This is a genomic window from Variovorax sp. FW301-JW7, from assembly GCF_058788795.1.
In genome coordinates this window covers 494,753-517,058 of sequence record NZ_JBYTBC010000001.1, presented here as the reverse complement: position 1 = coordinate 517,058, position 22,306 = coordinate 494,753, and the positions used below count along the sequence as shown (strand labels likewise).

The window sequence follows — 22,306 nt, the reverse complement described above, 5'->3', positions numbered from 1 at the left end:
TCAACTTCAATTGGAGGACGCATCACGGTGGTTTCCTCGTGATGCATAGCGGCCCATCAAGGCGGCCTGGGCGCCATGCGCTTCGATCGCGGGGGACGCGCCCGCCTCGCCGGAGTGCGTGTCGTGGTCGACACGTCGGTAGACACCGTCGCCGCCCAGGTCCCAGGCGTCGCGCCCATCGTGCAGGTAAGCCACCAGGCACTCGTCGATGAGGCGCTGGCGCAGGGTGGGATCGGTCACGGGCCAGGCCAGTTCGATGCGCCGCATCATGTTGCGATTCATCCAGTCGGCGCTCGACAGGTAGAGCGACTCGTCCTCGCCATGGCGGAAATAGAACACCCGCGAATGCTCGAGGAAACGCCCGATCACCGAGCGCACGCGCACGTTGTCGGTGAGCCCCGGCACCTGCGCCGGCAGCGTGCAGGCGCCGCGCACGATGAGATCGATCTTCACGCCCTTCTGCCCCGCGCGAATGAGCGCGCCGATGATGGCCTCGTCGGTCAGCGCATTCATCTTGGCAACGATGCGCGTCGGCTCGCCGCTGGCAGCGGCCTGCCCCAGCGCATCGATGCGCGCGACCAGGTTCTTGTGCAGGTCGAAGGGCGCGAGCCACATGCGGTTGAGCTTGGGCAGGCGGCTCTGGCTGGCCAGGTGGACGAACACGGCTTCCATGTCGGCCGTGAGCGCGGGGTCGGCCGTGAGGTGGCTGATGTCGGTGTACAGCCGCGCCGTGCGCGGGTTGTAGTTGCCCGTGGACAGGTGGCCGTAGCGGCGCAGCTGCTTGCCCTCGCGACGCGTCACCAGCAGCATCTTGGCGTGGGTCTTCAGGCCCACCACGCCGTACACCACCTGCGCGCCGATCGACTCGAGCATCTCGGCCCAGTTGATGTTCGCTTCTTCGTCGAAACGCGCCTTCAGTTCGACCACCACCGTGACCTCTTTGCCGCGGCGCACGGCTTCACGCAGCAGGTCCATCAGCTCCGAGTCGGCGCCGGTGCGGTAGATGGTCTGCTTGATGGCGAGCACCTGCGGGTCGAGCACCGCATCGCGCAGGAAGGCCAGCACGCCGTCGAAGCTCTCGAAGGGCTGGTGGATCAGCACGTCGCCACGCTGCAGCCGGTCGAAGAACGACTGCGCAGGCGACAGCGTGACGGGGAACGACGCCGCATACGGCGGAAAGCGCAGCTGCGGCTCGCCGATCAGGTCGATGAACTGCGTCAGCCGGGCCAGGTTCACCGGGCCGTGCACGCGGTACAGCGCCTGCGGCGGCAGGTTGAACTGCGCCAGCAGGAAGCTCGCGAGCGATTCGGCGCAGCTGGCCGACACCTCGAGCCGCACAGCCTGGCCGTAGTGGCGGTGCTGCAGGCCCTGGCGCAGCGCGGTGCGCAGGTTCTTGACATCTTCCTCGTCGACCGCGAGGTCGGAATGGCGCGTCACGCGGAACTGCGAGAAGTCGCCCACCTCGCGGCCCGGGAACATGCTCGACAGGTGCGCACGCACCACGCTCGACAGCGCCACGAACAGCGTCTTGCCGTCCGACACCTTGGCCGGCATCTTGATGAGGCGCGGCAGCACGCGCGGCAGCTTGACGATCTGGATCGGGTTCTCGCGGCCGAAGGCATCCTTGCCGCCCAGGCGCACGATGAAGTTCAGCGACTTGTTCGCCACCTGCGGGAACGGGTGCGCCGGGTCGAGCCCCACGGGGATCAGCAGCGGGCGCACTTCGCGCTCGAAATACTCGCTGACCCACTTGCGCTGGGCCGGGTTGCGTTCGCCGTGCGACACGATGTGGATGCCGTGCGTGGCAAACGCCGGCATCAGCTCGTCGTTGTACAGCGCGTACTGGCGCGCCACCAGCGCATGGGCGGCCTCGGCCAGCCGCTCGAAGGATTCGACGGTGTAGGTGCCCTTGTTGTCACCGGCGCTGCCGGCGATCAGGTGCGGCGCGGCGCGGACTTCGAAGAACTCGTCGAGGTTCGACGACACGATGCACAGATAGCGCAGCCGCTCGATCAGCGGCACCTCGGGGCGGCGCGCCCAGTCGAGCACGCGTTCGTTGAACGAGAGGATGCTGTGGTCGCGGTCCAGCAACGCGAACGGAGGCGCCTCACCAGCGCGCGACGGGTCAGCGGAGAGGGAAGGCATGGGCACTGATTCTGGAGCAAGCGGCACGGGAGAACACGTCGGCTGAAATATGACAGTGTCAACGTCGTCCGTGACAGTTCCATGACATTCGCGTGACGCACCCTGCCCCGCAGAGAGCGAACCTGACACATTCGGCGACAGCGAAGCAGCGTGCGGCCCGGCGTTGGGCCGGATGGCCGCCGGCTTCATGCGCCGAGAAAGTGCTTGCGGTAGCGCGCCGGCAGGTCGTCGATGCGCATCAGCATCGGCAGGTCGGCGGTATTGAAGTCCGGGTCCCAGGCCGGTGCGCCGAGCACCTTGGCGCCCAGGCGCAGGTAACCCTTGATGAGCGCAGGCGGTTCCACGTCGAGCGCGCTGTCGAGCCGCTCGACCGGCAGCGGCAGGCGCGGCTGCACCTGGTATTGAATCGGCGCGAGGTGGCTGGCCGAGAGCTGGCGCCAGATGCTGGCCGCCGCGTCGCCGCTGGTCACGCCGTTGTGCGACATCGGGATGCTCGCGCAGCCGATCATGGTGTCGAGCTTGTTGCGGTGCATGAAGCCGGCCAGCGCGCCCCACAGCGCGAGGATCACGCCGCCCTGGCGGTGCTCGGCATGCACGCAGCTGCGGCCCAGCTCGACCATGCGCTCGCGCAGGTCGCGCAGGCGGGTCAGGTCGAATTCGGTGTCGCTGTAGGTGCTGCCGACGCGGCGGGCCTGCGCGGGGGTCAGCACGCGGTAGGTGCCGATGACCTGGCCGGTGAGTTCGTCGCGCACCAGCAGGTGTTCGCAGAAGTCGTCGAACAGGTCGATATCGTGGCCGGCCAGCGGCGTGCTCAGGCGCGCGCCCATCTCGCCGACGAACACATCGTGACGCAGGCGTTGCGCGGCGCGCACGTCATCCAGATGACGCGCCCAGCTCACCGTGATGCCCGGCTTGGCTTCGGCGGCCGGCGGCACGATGACGGCCAGGGGCGCCTCGGGGACCGACGTGCGGGTGGCCAGTGCGGCGACGGTAGCGGCGGCAGCAGCAACGGCGGGGGTTCCGGCAGCGGGTGCGGGCCACAAGGCTGCGCGCAGTCCGAGCTGCGAGAGCGGAAACGTCGGGTTCGGCAGTTCTTTCATGGGAAATCCCTTTCTGCTGACCGAGTCTGGACACGCGCAATGAAACCGGCATGTCAGCGGCGTGGCAGACACATGACGTTGTTACATCGCGCGTCAGCGTCGCTTTGGCGCCGCTTCGGCGTCTAATGCGGGGCATTCGCGACACGGAGTTCGACCCCATGGCCACCGACGCACCAGGCGCCAACAGCCGCCTGCACCAGACTTTCCCCGTCCTCAGTGACGCCGAGATGGCACGCATCGCCAGCTTCGGCAGCGTGCAGCGCTTTGCGCGCGGCGAGCGGCTGTTCACCGCCGGCGAGACCGGCGCCGGCATGTTCGTGCTGCTCAAGGGCGTGGTCGCCGTCACGCAGCGCGACGGCCTCGGCCATGTGGTGCCGATCGCACGCCAGGGGCCGGGCGAATTCCTCGCCGAGGTCGGCCAGCTGAGCGGGCGCCCTGCCCTGGTCGACGGGCATGCCGACGAAGAAGTCGAGGCGCTGGTCGTGCCGCCGGACCGCCTGCGCGCGCTGCTGGTGGCCGAGGCCGACCTGGGCGAGCGCATCACCCGCGCGCTGATCCTGCGGCGCGTGGCGCTGATCGAATCCGGTGCGGCGGGGCCGGTGCTGATCGGGCGGCCCGATTCGCCCGAAATGGCGCGGCTGGAGAACTTCCTGCGCCGCAACGGCCATCCTTATCACCTGGTCGATGCAGCGGCCGACGCCGATGCCGCCGCACTGCTCGCCCAATATGGCCCCGACCAGCTGCTGGCCGTGTGCCCCGACGGCTCGGTGCTGGTCAACCCGAGCGACGAAGGCCTGGCGCGCTGCCTCGGCATGGTCGACACCGCGGCGCGCGACGAGCTGTACGACGTGGCCGTGGTCGGCGCCGGGCCGGCGGGCCTTGCGACCGCGGTGTATGCCGCCTCCGAAGGGCTGCGCGTGATCGTGCTCGACTGCCGCGCCTTCGGCGGCCAGGCCGGCGCCAGCGCGCGCATCGAGAACTACCTGGGCTTTCCGACCGGCATCTCCGGGCAGGCCCTGGCGGGTCGCGCGTTCGTGCAGGCGCAGAAGTTCGGCGTCGAGATGCTGATCCCGGCGCAGGTGGCGGCGCTCGACTGCTCGCGCGAGAACGCGCTGGGCAGCCTGGCGCTCAAACTCACCGACGGCCGCACGATCAGCGCGCGCACGGTCGTCATCGCGAGCGGCGCGCGCTACCGCCGCCCCGGCGTGCCACGCCTGGCCGAATTCGAAGGCCGCGGCATCTGGTACTGGGCCTCGGCCATCGAAGCCAAGATCTGCGCGCAGCAAGAGGTCGCGCTGGTGGGCGGCGGCAACTCGGCCGGCCAGGCGGCGGTGTTCCTGTCGCGCCACGCCGCCAAGGTCAACGTGCTGGTGCGCGGGCCGTCGCTGGCGGCCAGCATGTCGCGCTACCTCATCGACCGCATCGAGGCCACGCCCAACATCTCGCTGCAGCCGCACACCGAGCTCGTGCGGCTGCACGGCGCGCCCGAAGAAGGCCTGACCGGCGCCACATGGCGCTGCCACACCTCGGGCCAGGAGCACGACTGCCCGGCGCGCAACATCTTCCTGTTCGTCGGCGCCGAGCCCGAGACCTCATGGCTCGAAGGCTGCGGCGTGTCGGTCGACAAGCACGGCTTCGTGCTGACCGGCGCGGCCGCGAGCAGCGGCTTTCCCGCGCGCCCGGCCACGGCGCTCGAGTCCAGCGTGCCGGGCGTGTTCGCCGTGGGCGACGTGCGATCGGGCTCGGTCAAGCGCGTGGGCGGTGCGATCGGCGAAGGCGCCGCGGTGGTGGCGCTCATTCACCAGCACCTGTCATCGACCTCGGCCGTGGCTTGAATCTTTCTTCTTGTCCTGAGACACCCATGCCCATCCAAGCCTGCGAACACGTTCCCGCCAACATTGCGCAACCGCACACGCCCCACGGCTGCGAAGACTGCCTGAAGACCGGCGACACCTGGGTGCACCTGCGCCTGTGCGTGCACTGCGGCCATGTGGGCTGCTGCGACTCGTCGAAGAACCGCCACGCCACGAAGCATGCGCGGGCCGAAGGGCATCCGGTGATCCAGTCGATCGAGCCCGGCGAGCACTGGATGTGGTGCAACGCGCACGAACGACAGGTGGGATGACCAGCGGCTGAACGGCCAATGCCCGCACCCGCACGCGTCTGGAAGCGCGTGTATATGCTGCCGTTCTCCCGTCACAACCCTCTCACTCTGGAGCCCGCGACATGCCCGCATCGCCCATCGAGGTCTATTCCTGGCCCACGCCGAACGGCCACAAGATTCACATCATGCTCGAGGAGTGCGGCCTGCCGTACCACGCGCACCCGGTGAACATCGGCACCGGCGACCAGTTCGCGCCCGAGTTCCTGAAGATCAGCCCGAACAACAAGATCCCCGCCATCACCGACCCCGACGGACCGGACGGCCAACCGATCTCGCTCTTCGAATCGGGCGCCATCCTCGTGTACCTCGCGGGCAAGACCGGCAAGTTCTTGCCCACGGGCGACCGCGAACGCTACGACGTGCTGCAGTGGCTCATGTTCCAGATGGGCGGCGTCGGCCCGATGCTCGGCCAGGCGCACCACTTCCGCATCTACGCCCCCGAGAAGATCGCCTATGCCGTCGATCGCTACACCAACGAGGCCAGGCGCCTGTACGGCGTGATCGACCGGCAGCTGTCGAAGCACAAGTTCATCGCCGGCAAGAGCTATTCGATTGCCGACATCGCCATCTTCCCGTGGCTGCGCAGCTGGGAAAACCAGGGCATCACCCTCACCGACTACCCGCACCTGAAGGCCTGGTTCGACGGCATCGCCGCGCGCCCCGCCGTGCAACGCGGCGTGAAAGTGCTGGCCGATCTGCGCCGCCCGATCACCGATGACAAGGCGCGCGAGATCCTTTTTGGCAAGACACAGTACGAGAAGCGCTGAGCGGGCCTTTATTCGGGCTAGAATGGAAGGCTTGGCGGGGTGTAGCGCAGCCTGGTAGCGCATCTGGTTTGGGACCAGAGGGTCGAAGGTTCGAATCCTTTCGCCCCGACCAAAAGAAAAGTGAAAGCCTGCAACGATGAAAGTCGTTGCAGGCTTTTTTCTTTTCCGGGCCGCTCGCGATCACCGCGAATCTCACCGCCCTTTAGACGTTTCGTAGCACGACCCACGGCTTTCCGTACATCGGGCAACGCCGCTGCCTTGTTGTTACACCGTCAAGACAACCTTTTTCTTAAGGAACTACCCGCGAGGCCCTCGGCGCTCACGCAGAATCGAGCCAATCGTGATCGTGTTTACAAAGTAAGCGGAATCGCGTTTACAAAGCCGAAGAGCTGAGTCAGGGATGGACGTCGCAACAGAACCCTCACCCCTGGACCCTTTTCCGATGCTGAATTACTTTTCCCGCTGTTCTTGCGGCCTCAGGCATCTCGCACGCATCGAGCGCCGGCCATGGATGCGACTCTTCTCGAGCCTGCGCTTCTACCAATGCAGCGCCTGCGGAAAGAAGCAACTGGCGTCCGAACGCGCGGTGAACGACGCGGTCTGGAAGTACCGCTCGGAAAACGTCTGACGCCCCCTCGGCCCCAGCGATCCTCAGAGGCATCGGACGGTCGAAACGCCGTCCTTAGCAATCTGTTGCGCATGCAGCCCTTTCGCTGCATGCCTTGCGCCCCCACAGAATCGAACGCGGGTGCTTCACGGTTGCGCAAACCGCGAAGCAGCATCGGGGAAAGAGTGTCCACACCTTCCCGGTTTGAACTCTTCTGTGATGCTGGTGAATCTGTTTTTCCGATGTTCCTGCGGGTTGGCCGGTCTTCGTCGCGTCGAGCGGCGGGCGTGGATGAGGGTGTTCCCCGCCCTCAGGCTCTACCGGTGCAGCGCCTGCGGCAAGAAGCAACTCGTGTCCAAGCAGGCAGCCGAGACCGCCAGGGTCTCGTCCCGCGCCATCCCCGCGCATTCGCCCCCTCAGCAGCGACCACCCACGAAGGCGTCGTGCCTGGAGGGTTGTAGGTAGAATCCGCGCTTCCCCGGTCAGAGGCAGAAGCGTCCAGACCGTTGATTTTTCGGTCTGCTGCCGCACTGCGTGCGGCCCGAGGACTGAAGGCTGCGGCCCTCGTTTCTCGACCGGAATCTGCCCGTAGCTCAGTTGGATAGAGCACCTGCCTTCTAAGCAGGTTGTCGGGGGTTCGATCCCCTCCGGGCAGGCCAATTTTTGGCTCCACGTTCCCCCCACAAAGAGCCGGAAACAGCCATTTCCCCTCCGTAGAAGCCGGCGTTTTTGCGCCACGAGCAACGGAGGCCGCCGACCCTGCTCACCCTTTCCCTTGGTCGCTGCGGCGGATGCCCGTACCTGCTTGGTGGTAGGCGCCAGATCAGCGACCGCGCCGCAGGGCGTGCACGACTGAACGCATGGGCGCAGTGACCTTCCAGGAGTTCGAATCCTTCAAGGCCTTGATGGTTGCCTTCAGGTTTGCCATCTGTGCCTGAAGTGCCTCGATCTCGGTATCTCGCGAAGCCATTGCCCGTTCCAGAGCCGCAGGCTCCGCCTTCTCCACGGCATCGCGCTCCACATCAACGAACATCGCTTGCCAGCTCGCGGCCGCCTCTGCGGCATTCGCACCTGGTTGGGCGTGTACGATGAATTCGTTCTGGTGGTATTCGGTCGGGAAATGTCGAGTGCACTTGAACGAGTGGTAGCCCAGTTCGGCCATCCGCCCCATGAGCTGGGCGAACGACGACGGGGTGAACACCCAGCAATGCACATCATGGTACGTCTGGTTCTCCAGCACGTCGCGCGCCAGCATCTCAATGTCGACCGGCGGATGCAGCAATGCTAGGCGCGAGCGGTCGAGCGTTCCGTCCCAGACGTGCCACGTATCGACCTCGGCAACGTTCGCCACGTCGTCGATCACCTGCCGGATCTGAGGAATACGCGCGCCAACGAGATAGGCGGACAGGACATCGGCCAGCACGGTTTCAGTTCGCAGCAGGTCGAAGGTGTAGCGCCGGTCTGGGATCGCCAAGCGCAGGCTCCCCGTGGGCTTCAGCACCGCCTCGATTTCCTTCAGCCAGGCGATGAGGTTGGGAACATGCTCGATGACGTGCGAGGCGACAAGGAAATCCACGGGAGCCACGGAAGCTGCGATCTCCGGTAGACCCTTCTCGCCCCAGACTCCACCGACATGAACAAGGTTGTCCACGTTGACCTGCGGATCGTCGCCGTACTTCTCGCGCAAGGCTGGCGTGTCTACGTGGTCAACATAGAACACCCCGGGCGATTCCCTTGGAATGATGGGCTTGTCCAGTGCTCCGATCTCGATCCCCGCCGCAGCCTGAAGATCGATCCCCTCAAGTAGTTTTTCGATGCGAGTCATCGCACCAGTATTGCACGGTCCTCGGCCCTGACCGAAGCCAGGATCGAGGCGCAATTCAGGGCGGTTAAGGCTCCGTGGCGTCGGCCCAGCGACCAACTTCCCACAGCCGATCAAAAACGGCGCACTGGCGACCTGACGACCTGGTTGCGCGCACCCTTCAATCCCCTCCGAGCACCATTTCCCCTCTGTCGTCCGCGTCCTGACCGCAGGTCGGAAAGCCCTGCCTCCCATCCGAGGGGCCGGCATGCGCCTCTCGTCTCGCCCCAGGCGACACGCCCCACCGATTCCCGTGGCCTCCCACAAAAGCGGTATTTGGTTTGCAGATCGCTCCGCTAGATTCGGCCGATCACAGACCGAGGAGAACGTCATGACGATGGCGACCACCGCACGAGAACCTGCGCCCATTTCCACTCTCATGCGCAGAGGGCGTCGGTGCCCCAGGCAAGCGACCCGGTTCCCGCACTTTTTGCTGTCGGCACTCGTCCTCTCGGCCTGTGTGGTCGCCGTCCCCATGGAAGCCCGGGCCCAGGTCAATCCCGAGATCGCGAATTGCCTTGAACTCAAGGACGAAGCCACCATCACCCAGGCCGACCTTTGCTCGGCCCACATCGGTTGCCGTTTCGTATTGAGCGCACAGAAGACCTGCGCGCGCGCCAAGGGCTACCTCGAGCGGCTGCAGGCAGCCATCGGCGAAGGCACGCGCAACTTCCTCGGCTTCTACCGCAAGGAGGTCACGCCCGATGCGATGTTCACCGCGGTGCTCAACGGAGATGACCGCGAGAACGAGCGCAAGCTCGGCGGCCTGGCGCAGCCGCAGCGCCTGTCGCAAGAGATCGGGGCACGCGTGCGCGAAGTGGGCACGGGCGACATGCTGTCGGGCAAGAGCAACGGCGACACGACCTGGGTCTACTACGGGCAAGTCAAGGACGGCAAGGCAGACGGCACCGGCACACGCGTCTTTTCCGACGGCGAGATCCAGCGCGGGCAGTTCAGTACCAATCGCGTGCAGGGCGCCGCCGACATGCTGTATGCCCCCAACGGCAATCGCTACGTGGGAAACGTGGTCGATGACAACCGTGAAGGACAAGGTCTGCAGGTACTCCGCGACGGCGGGACGAAGTCAGGCAGCTGGAGCAAGAACGCGTCCTTCCAGGGTACTTTCTTGCGCGCCGACGGCACACGCTTCGAGGGGAGCATGAGCACCAATTGGCGCACGCAAGGACGTGAGTACCGCGCCGATGGCACACTGGCCGAAGAGGGCCGCTACGAAAGCGGCAAGCTGTCGGTAGGCACGCAGTACGACTTGGCCGGCGTTCGCACCGAGGTCAATCTGCCGGCCGCGCGCGAAGCCGCTGCCCGCGAGACCGCCGAGAAGACCCGGCTCGCCGCAGAGGCCGAGAAGCAACGCAAACGCGAAGAGGCCGCACGCGCCGAACAGCAGTTCCAGGCCAGCCTGCAAACCATGAACCCCGGCCAGTTGTTCGCACGTGCCGACGAGCTGAACGCGCAGGGCGACCGCGCCCGTGCGCGCGAAGTGCAGCGCACGTTGATGAGCCGCTTTCCCGATCACCCGCTGGCGGCCACGGCGGCGCGGCAGATGACGGGTGAGTCCGGTGGCGGCTCGTCGCCAGGAGGCGCCGCCAATGCGGCCGGTCGCCCCGCAGGCACGCGCCCTTCCAGTCAGACGTGCGAGGCCATGAAGCAGTCGGTCATCGCGACGAAGGTCGCACCCAATGCCTCGATCACCGCCAGCCAGGAAACGGTGATGTTCATGACGAAGACGGTGCTGGACATGATCGCCGCCAACTGCCCCACCGAGCCCGGCGTGACACCCGCCCAGATCGCCTCGGAACGCCAGACGCGTCAACAGCAGTACGCAGCCGCCGAGAACGCCTGCAATGCCGTGCAATCCGGCGGGCGCCGGTGTGTTGCGCAGAATCATTTCGGGCCCGGCCGTTGAGGCCCTGCGAGCGCAGGCCTCACGGCGTCACGCGCCGCCGTTTTTCGCGGGCCTCAGCACCTCGCCCTGAACTGCTGATCCCGCGCCTCCTTGCGCTGCTCGGCGATCCAGGATTGGGTCGCGCCACTCTGCGGCTGTCGCGCCATGCGGTCGTAGTACGCCACCCGCTCGTTGAAGTGCGCGCAGCGCGACGCGTCGCCACTGCCCCTCGTCACGCCTGGCGAGGTCGCGCCGCGTTGTTGCGCGGCCTGTTGCTGCACCGCATAGCCTTGCCTGGTTTGCCGGTCGGCCATCTCCACCTGCTGCTCCCACGGCAATCCTGCCGGGACCGGTTCGATGCGCTCGACCAGCGCACCCCGCTCGCGGCAGTGATTCGGCGACCAGAACCGCCCTCCGCTGTTGCTGACGCAGAGAAACACCTGGGACGCGCCTGCCGCATCGAGGTTGCGCACCGGAGGCGACACGTCGATCACGCGGCCTCCGCCGCTCCCACACGGCTCGCCGCTGTACTGGTTGCCGCATCGGTAGACCTGCTGCGCCTGGGCCATGCCGCAGGCGGTCAGCAGAAGGCTGGCGAGGAAGGTGAGGCGCATGGATGCGATGGTAGCGAGGCCCGTGCCGCATGGGTCGCCTGCGGCCGATGCGCACCACCGGTTTCCGTGGACTCCCACAGACACGGTATTTGATTTGCCAGGCACGCCGCTAGATTCAAGTGCCTTGAAACCCACAAAGGCTCGCATGTCGATCCGACGCTTCCTGATAGCGAGCCTGTTGATGCTGGGTGCGTTGCATGCGCACGCGGCGAGCGACGGCACCGACAGCCATTGCGTCGTCGAGAAAAACCGGACGCTGTTCAACCGGTGCGACTACCCGGTCGACGTTGGCTTCTGCGTCGAGAACCCTCGACAAACCCAGAATTTCTTCGACAGCTCCGACGCGTTCAGGTGCCCCAATGGCGGGCTCAGCACGCTGCTCCCCGGCCGGGAGGAAGGCAACATCCTCAATGGCACGGTGCATTGGTTTGCCTGCGCCACGAAGCACCGAGGCGCAGCGAAATGGAGCTATGTGCCCGGCTCTGGCTACAGAGGAAATTGCACCCAGGACGAATCGAGCGCCGGCCGTGGCTCGAAGCCGGCCGCGCCTGTTGTCGTTGCAAGCACGAAGGACGCAGAGATTTGGGGCGAGGTCTTCGAATGCAACGACTGGATTCCAGATCAGCCGGGCGTTTGGAAAGAGGTGGACCCCGTGACCAGGAAAGAGATGTGCAAGAGCGCGCGATCGCCTGCCGCACAGGACGTTGCGGCACGCGCATTCGCCGAACGCAAGCGGGTCGCGGCGGAGGTCGTGCAGCGCACACGCGATGAAGTCGCGCAAGCGGAGCAACGCAAGCGCGACGAGGCCGCACGATCGGAGCAGCAGTTCCGCACGAGCCTGCAGGCCATGAACCCGGGCCAGCTCTTCGCCCGTGCCGACGAATTGAACGCCCAGGGCGACAGCGCCCGTGCGCGCGAAGTGCAGCGCGCGTTGATGAGCCGCTTCCCCGATCACCCGCTGGCCGCCACAGCGGCACGGCAGATGGCAGGCGAATCCGGCGGCGGCCCGGCGGGTGCCGTCGAGGCGACCCCTCGGCCTGCGGGAGGACGCCTTTCCGCCCAGCAATGCGAAGCCCTGAAGCAGGCCGTCATTGCCACAAGGATTCCCTCCAATGCGGCCGTCACCTCCAGCCAGGAAACGGTGATGTGGATGACGAGCACCGCAGTCCAATTGATCGATGCCGGCTGCGGCGATGGCACGCCTCAACAGCGCGCCGTCGAACGCCAGCAATACCAACAGAACTACACCACTGCAAGCCAGGCCTGCAACCAGGTACAGGCCAGTGGCCGGCAGTGTGTCGCTCGCAACCACTTCGGCCCGGGTGCGGCGCCGGAGGCCGGCATTCGCAGCCCCTATCCCAACATTCCGGTGGGCACGGTGCCCAGGATCACGTCGCCGGGTGGGCGCTGATACCGGGCGCTCATCACCATCACGCCCGTGTCGACGAGCTCGCTCGCATGGCCTCCCGCGCGCGTCCCGAAAGCGGCACGCTCTCGGGCAGCAACGACAGCGCCTGCGCACCGCGCGCCGCAGTGCCCACATTCGCCACGAAGGTGCGCCGCGTGTCGTGGAACTCGAAGATCAGGTTGAAGGTGCCGTAGGCCTCGCGCACATCGACCTGGCGAATGTCCGCAAAGGGCCGCTCGCGCTGGCGCAGCACGCGGTACACCAGCTGCTCGCGTTCGATACGGAAGACAGGGTTCAGGCTGTTGGTCGCCAACGCGATCCACGGCATTCCGCGCAGGCCGGTGAACGTGGCCACGGCGGGGATCACCCCGCCCTTGATCACAAGAGGCGCAGCACCCGCCCGGGGCGCCTTGGGCGTGCGAAGCTTCTTCCAGAGCCAGTAGAGGAACCAGAACGACAGCCCCTGCAGGACGATCACTGCGACGGTCCCCAGGACGGTCATCCAATCCATCTGCACGTCGCCTTCCTCTGTGAAACAAGCCTGGGCCCTTCCGGGCAAGGCGCCATTAAAGCAGAGGGTTCCAAGCGTCAGATGTACGCCGCCTGTCATTTGAATTCTGGATTCAATACTGTACATTTAAACAGTATTCTCAAGGAATCCACATGCCGAAGAACGCATCCCAGTCCACCGCGTGGGTGAGCCATGACCCAAGCTGAACTCTTCTTCCCCCGGCCGGCAACGCCGCCCTCGACCGTCTTCCACTTTCACGAGCCCGCCCCTATGGTCCTGCCTGAGGCATCCGAAGACGAACGGGGCGAAGCCTTCTGCGCCAAGCTGATCGACTACCCCCATTCGTCGGCCGACGCGGTCAGGGTCGCAGAACAACGCTTCCGGCGCGAACTCGAAAAGCAGCTGGGCGCCGACGTGCTGCCCGTGATGCGCGCGTTCCAGAACGCCAGCGAATCGAGCGACACCGACCTCACCAAGACCGAGATCGCCCTGGCCGCGCGCTGGATCAAGGCCTACGACGCCGCGCGCAAGGCAGGCTTTCGCGACCTGGGCGACACGGACGAGGCGTACTTCGAAGTCAAGGCGATCTAGCACCCCGGCGAGGGCTCGTACCAGTTTTCGGTGATGGCCTCCTCGAAGGCGAAAAGACACACTTCGACGCGTTTGTCTTGTTTGCTTTCACAGGGGAAGAGTCCATGCCGATCCACGTCCACATCCATGGTGTCCATGGACAACCACCGCGCGTCCGCGCCCTTCGGCATCTGGCTGCCACGGCCTTGTGGGTTGCCGGCAGTGTCCATGCGGCCGGCTTGACGCACGGCGATGCGGGGAGCGCAGGCGCGGGCAGTTCGGGTGGCACGGGCGGCCTCGGCGGCGCTGCAGCCTCGGCCGCCTTCGATGGCGCGACAGCACTGGGTGGGGGCGGCAATGGCGGGTCCGGGACCTCTGGCGGAACCGGTGGCTCGGGTGGCACCGGTGCCAGCGCCACCGCCGGCGGTGCTACGGCCGTCGGCGGCGGAGGGACCGGCGGATCGAGCGACGCAGGCGGCATAGGCGGCGCCGGAGGACGTGGCGCCGTGGCATCGGCGGGCGGGGCCATCGCACTCGGCGCGGGAGCCGCAGGCGGCAACGGTTGTTGCACCGGCACCGGCCCGTCGGGCGGCAGCGGCGCACAGGCATCGGGCAACGCCGCGGTCGCCATCGGCAGCGCCTCGGGCGCCAGCCAGGGCGCCGTGGCATCCGGCAACGGCAGCACGGCCATCGGCGGCGCGGACAACGGGGCCTCGGGCGCCGCTGCACTGGCCACGGGCAGTGTGGCGATCGGCTCCGGCAGCCGGGTCGTGAACGGTGCGAACGGCGGCGTGGCCATCGGCGCGAACTCGGTCGCCACATCGGCCAACACCGTGTCTTTCGGCAGCGCGGGACAGACGCGTGGCCTGGTCAACGTGAGCGCCGGCGCGGTGAACGCCACCAGCACCGATGCCGTCAACGGCGGCCAGCTGTACACCGTGCAGCAGAGCGCGGCCAACGCACAGGCCACGGCCTCCGCCGCCAATGGCACGGCCCTCACCGCCATGGTCGACGCGGGCGCAGCGCAAGGCACGGCCAACACAGCCCTGAGCGCCGCGCAAACCGCGCAGGCGGGCGTCGCCACCGCGCAGGCCGCGGCGGTGGCCGCCCAGGGCACCGCCAACGTGGCCCTCGGCGCGGCGCAGGGTGCGCAAGCCAGCGCCACGGATGCCAAGGCCACCGCCGTCGCCGCGCAAGGCACGGCCAACACGGCGCTGGGCGTGGCGAACAACTCCGTGCAGTACGGCGCGGGCGGTGCCCAGGTCGCGCTGAACGCCAACGGCGGCGCCGGCACCACGCTGAGCAACGTGCGCGCGGGCGTCGCCGCCACCGATGCCGCCAATGTCGGCCAGCTGCAGCAGGTGCAGCAAGGCGCGCTGACCACCGCCAACACCTTCACGATGCAGCAGATCGCCGCCTTGCAGGGCGTCATGAACCAGGCGCTGTCCAACGGCCTGTGCAGCTTCAGCGGCGGCAACGTGACCTGCGGCACCGGCACGCAGGCCACGGGCACGGGCGCCACGGCACTGGGCACCAACGCCACGGCCCAGGGCGACAACACCACGGCGATCGGCAACGGGGCGCAGGCGCGCTACGCGGGCTCGGTGGCGATCGGCGCGGGCGCGAAGGCGCTGGCCGATCCGACGACCGCCGTCGGCAACGACGCCGTCGCCACCGGCAACAACGCGGTGGCGCTGGGCGCCAACACGCTGGCCGCAGGATCGAACTCGGTTGCTCTGGGCCAAGGCTCGGTGGCCACGCGCGACAACTCGGTGTCGGTGGGCAACGCGGCCACCGGCCAGACGCGCAGCATCGCCAACGTGGCGCCCGGCGTGCTGCCCACCGATGCGGTCAACCTGCAGCAGGCCCAGCAGCTGACGGCGGCTGCGGTGTCGGAGGCGCGCAGCTTCGCGGCCAAGGGCGTGGCCGCGGCGATGGCGATGGGCGATGCGCCGATGCCGTCCGCACCGGGCAAGACCAGCTGGGCCGCGCAGCTGGCGAACTACAAGGGCCACTCCGCGATGGGTGCCAGCGTCGTGCACCGCCTCGCGACGGACATGCCGCTGGCGCTCTCCGCCGGGGTCAGCGGCTCGAGCGGATCGGTGGGTGTGCGCGTGGGGCTGAAGGGCGAGTTCTGACGCGATGACACAGCACACCTGCCGCGCATAAGAAAACACGAAAAGCGTATTTCCCCCCGAGGGCATGGCGCGGGCACAGTCCCACGCCTGTATCGCTCTTTTTCCGGCGCGCCCTCGGGGCCGCCCGGCTCGCCATGGCATCCCTTCACGACACGCCGACGCGCCCTGCCGCGCCCACGGCCCCCACCCGCCCTTCCACACCCGCCCCCTCGTCGCAGCAACTCGCCGAGCGCTTCCGCCCCGTCTTCGACCGCATCGCCGAGCACGCGGCGCAGCGCGAGAACGAGCGCGAACTGGCCTACGCGCCGGTGGCCTGGCTCAAGGCCGCCCGCTTCGGTGCGCTGCGCGTGCCGCTCGCACACGGCGGCCTCGGTGCCTCGGTCGAGCAGCTGTACGACCTGCTGATCGAACTCGGCGAGGCCGACTCCAACCTGCCGCAGATCCTTCGCGCGCACTTCGGCTTCATCGAACGCCTGTTCGCCGAGATCGATCCCGCGCTGCACGGCCCGTGGATGCGCCTGGCGGCCGACGGCGTGATCTTCGGCAACGCCACCACCGAGCTCGGCGAAGGCGCGCTCGGCGCGCTGCAGACCACGCTCACGCGCGACGCGCACAGCGCCGACACATGGCGCCTGGACGGCGACAAGTTCTACAGCACCGGCACGCTCTACGCCGACTGGATCTCGGTCGCGGCCCAGCGCCTGAACGACGACGGCAGCAGCGACCGCGTGATCGCGCTCGTGCCTGCGGAGGCGGCGGGCGTGGAGCGCGTCGACGACTGGCGTGGCTTCGGCCAGCGCCTGAGTGCCTCGGGCACGACGCGCTTTCGCCAGGTCCGCGTGAAGCCCGAGCACGTGCTGCTGTACGTGCGCGATCAACCGACGCCGCTCACCGCGCATTTCCAGCTCACGCACCTGGCCACGCTGGCGGGCATCGCACGCGCCATCGTGCGCGACGCGGTGGCCTTCGTGCAGCCACGCAAGCGCGTCTACAGCCACGGCAGCGGCGCCACGCCGCGCGAAGACCCGTTGGTGCAGCAGGTGATCGGCCAGCTCGCGAGCACGGCCTTCGTGGCCGCGTCGACGGTGCAGGCGGTGGCGCGCGGCCTGGGCGAGGTCGACCGCCACCTGCAGCGCGGCGAGGCCGTGCCCGAGCAGCTGCTGTTCGAGGTGGAGCTGAACACCGCCAAGGCGCAGGCCGGCATCGTCGATGCGGTGCTGCAGGCGGGCACGCGGCTGTTCGACATCGGCGGCGCTTCGGCCTTGCAGGAAGACCGGCGGCTCGACCGGCACTGGCGCAATGCGCGCACGCTGGCGTCACACAACCCGACGATCTACAAGGGGCGCGTGGTGGGCGACCACCTGCTCAACGGTGCGCGGCCGACCTTCTACTGGGCGGTCGGCGCCATTGCCAGCTGAGACGAGAAACGAGGAAGGTGTTCAGACCCGCGGCAACGCCGCGAGAAAGGTCGACACCACGATCGCAGCCGCGCGATCGAGCTGCAGGATGTCGGCGACGTCGAAGGCGTTCGGCGCCGTGTGGCCGCTGGTGCCGAGCGGCTTGCGGATTTCGACCAGCACTTCGGCGGCGAGTTCGCGATCGCTGCGCGGCCGGCCATCAGGGTGCATCACCCAGGCGTCGACCTGTTCGATGGGAATGCTGCGAAACACCCCCACGATCGGGACGTACTTGTAGCGGTCCTCGCCCACGAGGATGGGCACGCTGAGATTGCAAAAAAACGTATTCGTCGACATGCAGGACGCCGTCGCTAGCCAAAGCAAGAAGTTGATTAATTGTTTTCGAGTGTGACTCCGATAGCCATTTCCCCGACCGAGGGCATACGACAAGTCGTGATCTTCCGCACACTAAGTGCGGTCAATTCCGTCGAATTACTCGGGAAAACAACTACTTAATTCTTACACGAAGACACGGCTGGTGCACTTTGTGTACGATTTTTGGCATACGAAATGTTGCGAACGCCCCTTCTACCGGCAGAAACGGGCGCGCCAACAGCTGCGCCTCGCGGTGTCGGCACCGCGAGGAACGCAGGAAAAACCAGAAGAGAAAACTCAGGCCGGCGCGCTGAACTGCGGCGCGCGCCGCTCGATGTTGGCCTTCACGGCCTCGAGCTGGTTCGGGCTGCCGATCAGCGCCTGCTGCTCAACCGACTCGGCGATCAGCAGCTCGGCAGCGCTGTGCGCGAGCGACGCATTCAGCAGCCGCTTGCCGGCGCGGATCGCGTCGGGGCTCTTGGTTGCGATCTCATGCGCCATCTGCAGCGCCTCGGCCAACGGGTCGGCGGCCACGCGCGTGGCCAGGCCCAGGCGCACGGCCTCCTCGCCCGAGAAGATACGGCCGGTGAAGGTGAGTTCGCGCACGACGTCGGTGCGCGCCAGTTCGCGCATCAGCACCATGCCCGCCATGTCGGGCACGAGGCCCCACTTGATCTCCATCACCGACAGCTTGGTGTCGGCCGCCACGAGCCGGATGTCGGCGCCCAGCGCCACCTGCAGCCCGCCGCCGAAGGCCACGCCATGCACGGCCGCGATGACCGGCACCGGCACTTCGCGCCACACCATCGCCACCTGCTGCGCGGCATTCGAGAGGCCGTGCGTGCGCGCGACCAGGTCGGTGCCGCCGGCCGCCGCGCCCAGCACGTCGCTGGCGGCGCCCTGCCCCATGCGTTCGAACGACGCCATGTCGAGCCCCGCGCAGAAGGCCTTGCCGCGGCCCGCGATGACCACGGCGCGCACGCTCCTGTCGTCGCGCAGCGCTTCGCCCGCCTGGACCAGCGCGTCGAACATCGCGGGGTCGAGCGCGTTCATCTTGTCGGCGCGCGCCAGCTGCAGTTCCACCACGCCGTCGGCGTGGCGGGTCCATTCGATACGGTCGCTCATTGCATGTCTCCTGTCGGTGTCCGGGTATCGGTCCAGTATCGCGCGACCGGGCCGCTGGGCGATGATGCGCACTGTCGCCGACCCAACACCTCCGCCGCCTCGCCATGACCCTGGACCGCCGTCACTTTCTCCTGCAATCGGGCGCCACCGCCGCCGTCGTCGCGCTGTTCGGCCAGGGCTGCGCGCGCTCGCAGCTGCCGCCTTCCACGGGCGCGACGAGCCCGTCGGGCTTCTTCACCAGCGTGCCCATTTCGCAACGCGATGCGGTGGTGGTGCCGCCGGAGTACGAGTGGCAGATGCTCTACCCCTGGGGCGCGCCCACGGGCGTTGCGGGCCGCATGCCGGCCTTCGCGCCCGACGCCGGCAACAGCGCCGACGAGCAGGCCCTGCAGGCGGGCATGCACCACGACGGCATGCACTTCTTCGCGCTCGATGCGCGCGGTGAACGCGGCCTGCTCGTGATGAACCACGAGTACACCGACGAGCAGCTGCTGCACACCGACGGCGTGAAGGCCTGGAACGCCGACAAGGTCCGCAAGTCGCTGCATGCGATGGGCGTGTCGGTGATCGAGGTCCGCCGCACACAAGAAGGCTGGCGCCAGGTGCTGCCCTCGCCCTACGCGCGCCGCGTGCACGGCCGCACGCCGATGCGCATCGCCGGCCCCGCCGCGGGCACGCCGCTGATGCGCACCGCCGCCGACCCGGCGGGCACCGGCGTCTTCGGTACCTTCGCCAACTGCGCGATGGGCGTCACGCCCTGGGGCACCTACCTGACCTGCGAGGAGAACTTCCACGGCTACTTCGGCGGCCCCAAAGAGGCCGCGAACCACGCGACACCCGCGCAGCGCCGCTATGGCACGGTGCCGGGCGCGCAGTGGGTGGAGTACTGGCGCTTCGACGAGCGCTTCGACCTGAGCCGCCATCCGAACGAGCCGCACCGCTTCGGCTGGGTGGTCGAGATCGATCCCTTCGACCCCGAGTCGGCGCCCGTCAAGCGCACCGCGCTCGGCCGCAAGCGCCAGGAAAGCGCGACCTGCACCGTGGCCAGGGACGGCCGCGTGGTGGTCTACATGGGCGACGACGCGCGCTTCGAATACATCTACAAGTTCGTGAGCCGCGACCCCGTGCGCCCCGGCACCGATGCCGCCGCGCGCGCGGCCAACCGGCACCTGCTCGACGAAGGCACGCTGCACGTCGCGCGCTTCGACGCCGACGGGCGGGGGCGCTGGCTCGAGCTGGTGCACGGCCGCCAAGGCATCGACGCCGCCAGCGGCTTCGCCAACCAAGCCGAAGTGCTGATCCACGCCCGGCTGGCGGGCGACATCGTCGGCGGCACGAAGATGGACCGCCCCGAATGGATCGCCGTGCATCCGCACAGCGGCGAGGTGTACGTCACGCTCACCAACAACACGCAGCGCGGCGACCTCGGCAAGCCCGGCGCCGACGCCGCCAACCCGCGCGCGCCCAACTTCTTCGGCGGCATCCTGCGCTGGCGCGAGGACGGCGGCGACGCGGCGAGCACCGCCTTCGCCTGGGACCACTACGCGCTCGCGGGCGACCCCGCGCAGCCCGGCGCCGGCACACGCTACCCCGGCGACCACGCCGACGTGTTCGGCTGCCCCGACGGCCTGCACTTCGACAGCGGCGGGCTGCTGTGGATCCAGACCGACATGAGCGGGCAGTCCATGGGCAAGCCGCCCTATGCCGCGCTCGGCAACAACCAGATGCTGTGCGCCGACCCGGCCACGGGGCGCATCCAGCGCTTCCTGACCGGGCCCAACGGCTGCGAGATCACGGGCTGCGTGGTCACGCCCGACCGGCGCACGCTGTTCGTCAACATCCAGCACCCGGGCGAGTCGCGCGACGACGGCGACGCGAAGCACAACAGCGCCTGGCCCGACGGCACGGCGCCCGGCAGCGCGCGCCCGCGCTCGGCCACGCTGGCGATCCGCCGGCGCGACGGCGGTATCGTCGGCACCTGACCGTCGAACACATCACAACAACAGCCCCAGGAGATTCCCGTCATGAGCATCCGCATCGTCCGCCTCGGCACCCCGCGCGCACCCGGCGAGGGCCTGCGCATCGGCACCGTGCGCCGCCCGCCGCGCGGCGTGCCGAAGACCGAGTTCGCCGCGCAGAACTGGTACGACGTGTGGTACCCCAACCTCGCGCCGTCGGCCGAGACGATGAAGCTGGGCCAGGAAGCCGAGACCCCGGCGCAATGGAACGCCTTCATGCGCAAGTACAAGGCCGAGATGGCCGAGGCCGACGCGAGCCGCAGCCTCGACCTGCTCGCGGCGCTCTCGCACACCGCCGCGCTGGCGGTCGGCTGCTACTGCGAGGACGAGTCGCACTGCCACCGCTCGCTGCTGCGTGGCCTGCTGGCCGAGCGCGGGGCGGACATCGCGGCCTGAGCGCGGTCGCTCAGGCCAGCGGCGCGCCGACGAACACCGGCAGTTGCTCGGCCTGCGCCGTGTACGCGGCGAGCAGCGGAAAGTCCGACGGGCGCACCGCGTCGGGCAGGATGAACTGCGTGAAGGTCCAGGCCACCGCCGCCGAAATGCCGCCCTGCGTGATCGTGTTTTCTGCGGGTGCCGCCAGCGGCGCAGCCGCCAGTTCGCGCTCCACCTCGGCATAGGCCGTATTCAGCTGGCCCTGCACGCGATCGACCCACGGCTGGTGCTGCTTCTCACTGGGGCGCAGGTTGCGCTCGTAGACGATCTGCACCGTCTTCTCGCAGGCCGCGAGCGCGAGCCCCGTGAGGCGCAGGTCGCGCAACCGATCGGCCGGATCGGCAGGAAACAAGCTGCGCCCCGCCACAGCCTGCGCGTGGTCGATGATGAGCGTCGAATCCATCAGCACCGTGCCGTCGTCGCACACCAGCGTCGGGGCTTTCACCACCGGGTTGATCGCGCGAAACTGCTCGAAGGTGCTGAAGACCGAGATCGAGCGGTGCTCGAAACCGAGGCCGAGCAGGCGCAGCGAGATCGCGGCGCGGCGAACGAAAGGCGAGTCGAGCATGCCGACGAGTTGCATGGGGTCTCCTGAAGAAAGATGACCATCACCATAGCGCCCGCGCCGCGTGCGCAGAAGGGCAACCCATCGAAAATCGGCGCCGCCCGCCGATCGATCATCGGTCCCCTCTTCTTTCGCCGCACGCCATGACCCTCGACAAGAAAGACCGCCTCATCCTCGAAGCCCTGCAGACCGACGCGCGCCAGAGCCTGGCCGCGATCGGCAAGCGCATCGGCCTGTCGCAGCCGGCGATGAGCGAGCGCGTGCGCAAGCTCGAGCATGCAGGCGTGATCGAGGGCTACGGCGCGCGCGTGAACCTGCGCGCGCTGGGCGTGGGGCTGGAGGCCATCATCCGCATCGACACCACGCACGCGGCCATTGCGCGCTACCTCGCGCTCTTCGAGGCCATGCCCGAGGTGCTCGCGGTGGACCGCGTGACCGGCGCCGACTGCTTCTTCGTGCGCTGCGCCATCGCCGAGCCGACCGACCTGGAGCGCGTGGTGGATGCGCTGGCGGTCGACGGTTCGGTGACCACCTCGCTCGTGCTGTCGAGCCCCGTGCGCAAGCAGGTCACCGTGGGCGCGGCAAAGGCGCCGCGCAAGTAAG

21 protein-coding genes and 2 tRNA genes are annotated in these 22,306 nt (G+C 68.0%); 14 read left to right on the top strand and 9 right to left on the bottom strand.

Going from position 1 to position 22,306, the window contains the following annotated elements; all coding sequences use genetic code 11:
* Window positions 1-6: 6 nt before the first annotated feature.
* Complete coding sequence (ppk1, locus tag AC3WQM_RS02200; RefSeq protein WP_492676769.1) at window positions 7-2,334, bottom strand: polyphosphate kinase 1; 2,328 nt, start codon at window positions 2,332-2,334, stop codon at window positions 7-9.
* Window positions 2,331-3,245 carry a GNAT family N-acetyltransferase gene (locus tag AC3WQM_RS02195; RefSeq protein WP_369629093.1) on the bottom strand — a complete coding sequence of 305 codons (915 nt, stop codon included), beginning with the start codon at window positions 3,243-3,245 and terminating at the stop codon, window positions 2,331-2,333. The genes ppk1 and AC3WQM_RS02195 overlap by 4 nt, the downstream gene beginning before the upstream one ends.
* A 158-nt stretch (window positions 3,246-3,403) precedes the next feature.
* Between AC3WQM_RS02195 and AC3WQM_RS02190 the strand changes: the two genes are divergently transcribed.
* From AC3WQM_RS02190 to AC3WQM_RS02165, 6 genes are all read left to right on the top strand, one after another.
* On the top strand, window positions 3,404-5,080 hold the full coding sequence (locus tag AC3WQM_RS02190; RefSeq protein WP_492676767.1) for an FAD-dependent oxidoreductase: 1,677 nt from the start codon (window positions 3,404-3,406) through the stop codon (window positions 5,078-5,080).
* A 26-nt stretch (window positions 5,081-5,106) separates the two neighbouring features.
* On the top strand, window positions 5,107-5,370 hold the full coding sequence (locus AC3WQM_RS02185) for a UBP-type zinc finger domain-containing protein (protein WP_492676766.1): 264 nt from the start codon (window positions 5,107-5,109) through the stop codon (window positions 5,368-5,370).
* Window positions 5,371-5,471: 101 nt separating this feature from the next.
* Entirely contained in the window at window positions 5,472-6,176 is a 705-nt protein-coding gene (locus tag AC3WQM_RS02180) for a glutathione binding-like protein (protein ID WP_492676764.1), read from the top strand.
* Between the two features lie 35 nt (window positions 6,177-6,211).
* Window positions 6,212-6,288: transfer RNA gene (locus tag AC3WQM_RS02175), tRNA-Pro, on the top strand.
* A 330-nt stretch (window positions 6,289-6,618) separates the two neighbouring features.
* Complete coding sequence (locus tag AC3WQM_RS02170; RefSeq protein ID WP_139140528.1) at window positions 6,619-6,804, top strand: hypothetical protein; 186 nt, start codon at window positions 6,619-6,621, stop codon at window positions 6,802-6,804.
* Window positions 6,805-7,365: 561 nt separating this feature from the next.
* Window positions 7,366-7,442, top strand: a tRNA-Arg gene (locus AC3WQM_RS02165).
* Window positions 7,443-7,606: 164 nt separating this feature from the next.
* Here AC3WQM_RS02165 and AC3WQM_RS02160 read toward each other — a convergent pair.
* Window positions 7,607-8,608, bottom strand: a complete 1,002-nt coding sequence (locus tag AC3WQM_RS02160; RefSeq protein ID WP_492676762.1) for a methyltransferase domain-containing protein — start codon at window positions 8,606-8,608, stop codon at window positions 7,607-7,609.
* Between the two features lie 367 nt (window positions 8,609-8,975).
* Here AC3WQM_RS02160 and AC3WQM_RS02155 point away from each other — a divergent pair, with 367 nt between their 5' ends.
* Window positions 8,976-10,568 carry an MORN repeat-containing protein gene (locus AC3WQM_RS02155; RefSeq protein WP_492676761.1) on the top strand — a complete coding sequence of 531 codons (1,593 nt, stop codon included), beginning with the start codon at window positions 8,976-8,978 and terminating at the stop codon, window positions 10,566-10,568.
* Window positions 10,569-10,621: 53 nt separating this feature from the next.
* Here the strand turns inward: AC3WQM_RS02155 and AC3WQM_RS02150 are convergent, their stop codons facing one another.
* Window positions 10,622-11,161, bottom strand: coding sequence for a hypothetical protein (locus AC3WQM_RS02150; RefSeq protein WP_492676760.1), 540 nt, complete (start codon window positions 11,159-11,161; stop codon window positions 10,622-10,624).
* A 145-nt stretch (window positions 11,162-11,306) separates the two neighbouring features.
* Between AC3WQM_RS02150 and AC3WQM_RS02145 the strand changes: the two genes are divergently transcribed.
* Window positions 11,307-12,572, top strand: a complete 1,266-nt coding sequence (locus tag AC3WQM_RS02145) for a hypothetical protein (protein ID WP_492676758.1) — start codon at window positions 11,307-11,309, stop codon at window positions 12,570-12,572.
* Between the two features lie 19 nt (window positions 12,573-12,591).
* Here the strand turns inward: AC3WQM_RS02145 and AC3WQM_RS02140 are convergent, their stop codons facing one another.
* Window positions 12,592-13,206 (bottom strand): hypothetical protein, encoded by a 615-nt coding sequence (locus AC3WQM_RS02140; RefSeq protein ID WP_492676757.1) that lies wholly within the window; start codon window positions 13,204-13,206, stop codon window positions 12,592-12,594.
* Window positions 13,207-13,350: 144 nt separating this feature from the next.
* Between AC3WQM_RS02140 and AC3WQM_RS02135 the strand changes: the two genes are divergently transcribed.
* Window positions 13,351-13,671 (top strand): hypothetical protein, encoded by a 321-nt coding sequence (locus tag AC3WQM_RS02135; protein WP_489058352.1) that lies wholly within the window; start codon window positions 13,351-13,353, stop codon window positions 13,669-13,671.
* On the opposite strand, the gene AC3WQM_RS02130 is transcribed toward AC3WQM_RS02135, so the two are convergent.
* Window positions 13,668-13,880, bottom strand: coding sequence for a hypothetical protein (locus tag AC3WQM_RS02130; protein WP_492676755.1), 213 nt, complete (start codon window positions 13,878-13,880; stop codon window positions 13,668-13,670). The genes AC3WQM_RS02135 and AC3WQM_RS02130 overlap by 4 nt on opposite strands.
* A 276-nt stretch (window positions 13,881-14,156) precedes the next feature.
* Here AC3WQM_RS02130 and AC3WQM_RS02125 point away from each other — a divergent pair, with 276 nt between their 5' ends.
* Together AC3WQM_RS02125 and AC3WQM_RS02120 are read left to right on the top strand one after the other, a co-directional pair.
* The gene (locus tag AC3WQM_RS02125) at window positions 14,157-15,788 is read left to right on the top strand and encodes a YadA family autotransporter adhesin (RefSeq protein WP_492676754.1); all 1,632 of its coding nucleotides are present in this window, start codon (window positions 14,157-14,159) and stop codon (window positions 15,786-15,788) included.
* A gap of 134 nt (window positions 15,789-15,922) precedes the next feature.
* Window positions 15,923-17,206 carry an acyl-CoA dehydrogenase family protein gene (locus tag AC3WQM_RS02120; protein ID WP_492676753.1) on the top strand — a complete coding sequence of 428 codons (1,284 nt, stop codon included), beginning with the start codon at window positions 15,923-15,925 and terminating at the stop codon, window positions 17,204-17,206.
* A 21-nt stretch (window positions 17,207-17,227) separates the two neighbouring features.
* Here AC3WQM_RS02120 and AC3WQM_RS02115 read toward each other — a convergent pair whose 3' ends face one another.
* Both AC3WQM_RS02115 and AC3WQM_RS02110 read right to left on the bottom strand, forming a co-directional pair.
* Window positions 17,228-17,509 carry a hypothetical protein gene (locus AC3WQM_RS02115; RefSeq protein ID WP_489058355.1) on the bottom strand — a complete coding sequence of 94 codons (282 nt, stop codon included), beginning with the start codon at window positions 17,507-17,509 and terminating at the stop codon, window positions 17,228-17,230.
* 348 nt (window positions 17,510-17,857) lie between these two features.
* Window positions 17,858-18,685: a crotonase/enoyl-CoA hydratase family protein gene (locus AC3WQM_RS02110; protein ID WP_070060971.1), complete on the bottom strand. Its 828-nt coding sequence runs from the start codon at window positions 18,683-18,685 to the stop codon at window positions 17,858-17,860.
* Between the two features lie 104 nt (window positions 18,686-18,789).
* Here AC3WQM_RS02110 and AC3WQM_RS02105 point away from each other — a divergent pair, with 104 nt between their 5' ends.
* Window positions 18,790-20,667 (top strand): PhoX family protein, encoded by a 1,878-nt coding sequence (locus AC3WQM_RS02105; RefSeq protein WP_492676752.1) that lies wholly within the window; start codon window positions 18,790-18,792, stop codon window positions 20,665-20,667.
* Window positions 20,668-20,709: 42 nt separating this feature from the next.
* On the top strand, window positions 20,710-21,099 hold the full coding sequence (locus AC3WQM_RS02100) for a DUF488 domain-containing protein (protein WP_095745624.1): 390 nt from the start codon (window positions 20,710-20,712) through the stop codon (window positions 21,097-21,099).
* 10 nt (window positions 21,100-21,109) lie between these two features.
* On the opposite strand, the gene AC3WQM_RS02095 is transcribed toward AC3WQM_RS02100, so the two are convergent.
* Window positions 21,110-21,721: a glutathione S-transferase gene (locus tag AC3WQM_RS02095; RefSeq protein ID WP_492676751.1), complete on the bottom strand. Its 612-nt coding sequence runs from the start codon at window positions 21,719-21,721 to the stop codon at window positions 21,110-21,112.
* A gap of 125 nt (window positions 21,722-21,846) precedes the next feature.
* On the opposite strand from AC3WQM_RS02095, the gene AC3WQM_RS02090 reads away from it, so the two are divergent.
* Entirely contained in the window at window positions 21,847-22,305 is a 459-nt protein-coding gene (locus AC3WQM_RS02090) for an Lrp/AsnC family transcriptional regulator (RefSeq protein ID WP_062481605.1), read from the top strand.
* The last annotated feature ends 1 nt before the right edge of the window (window position 22,306 follow it).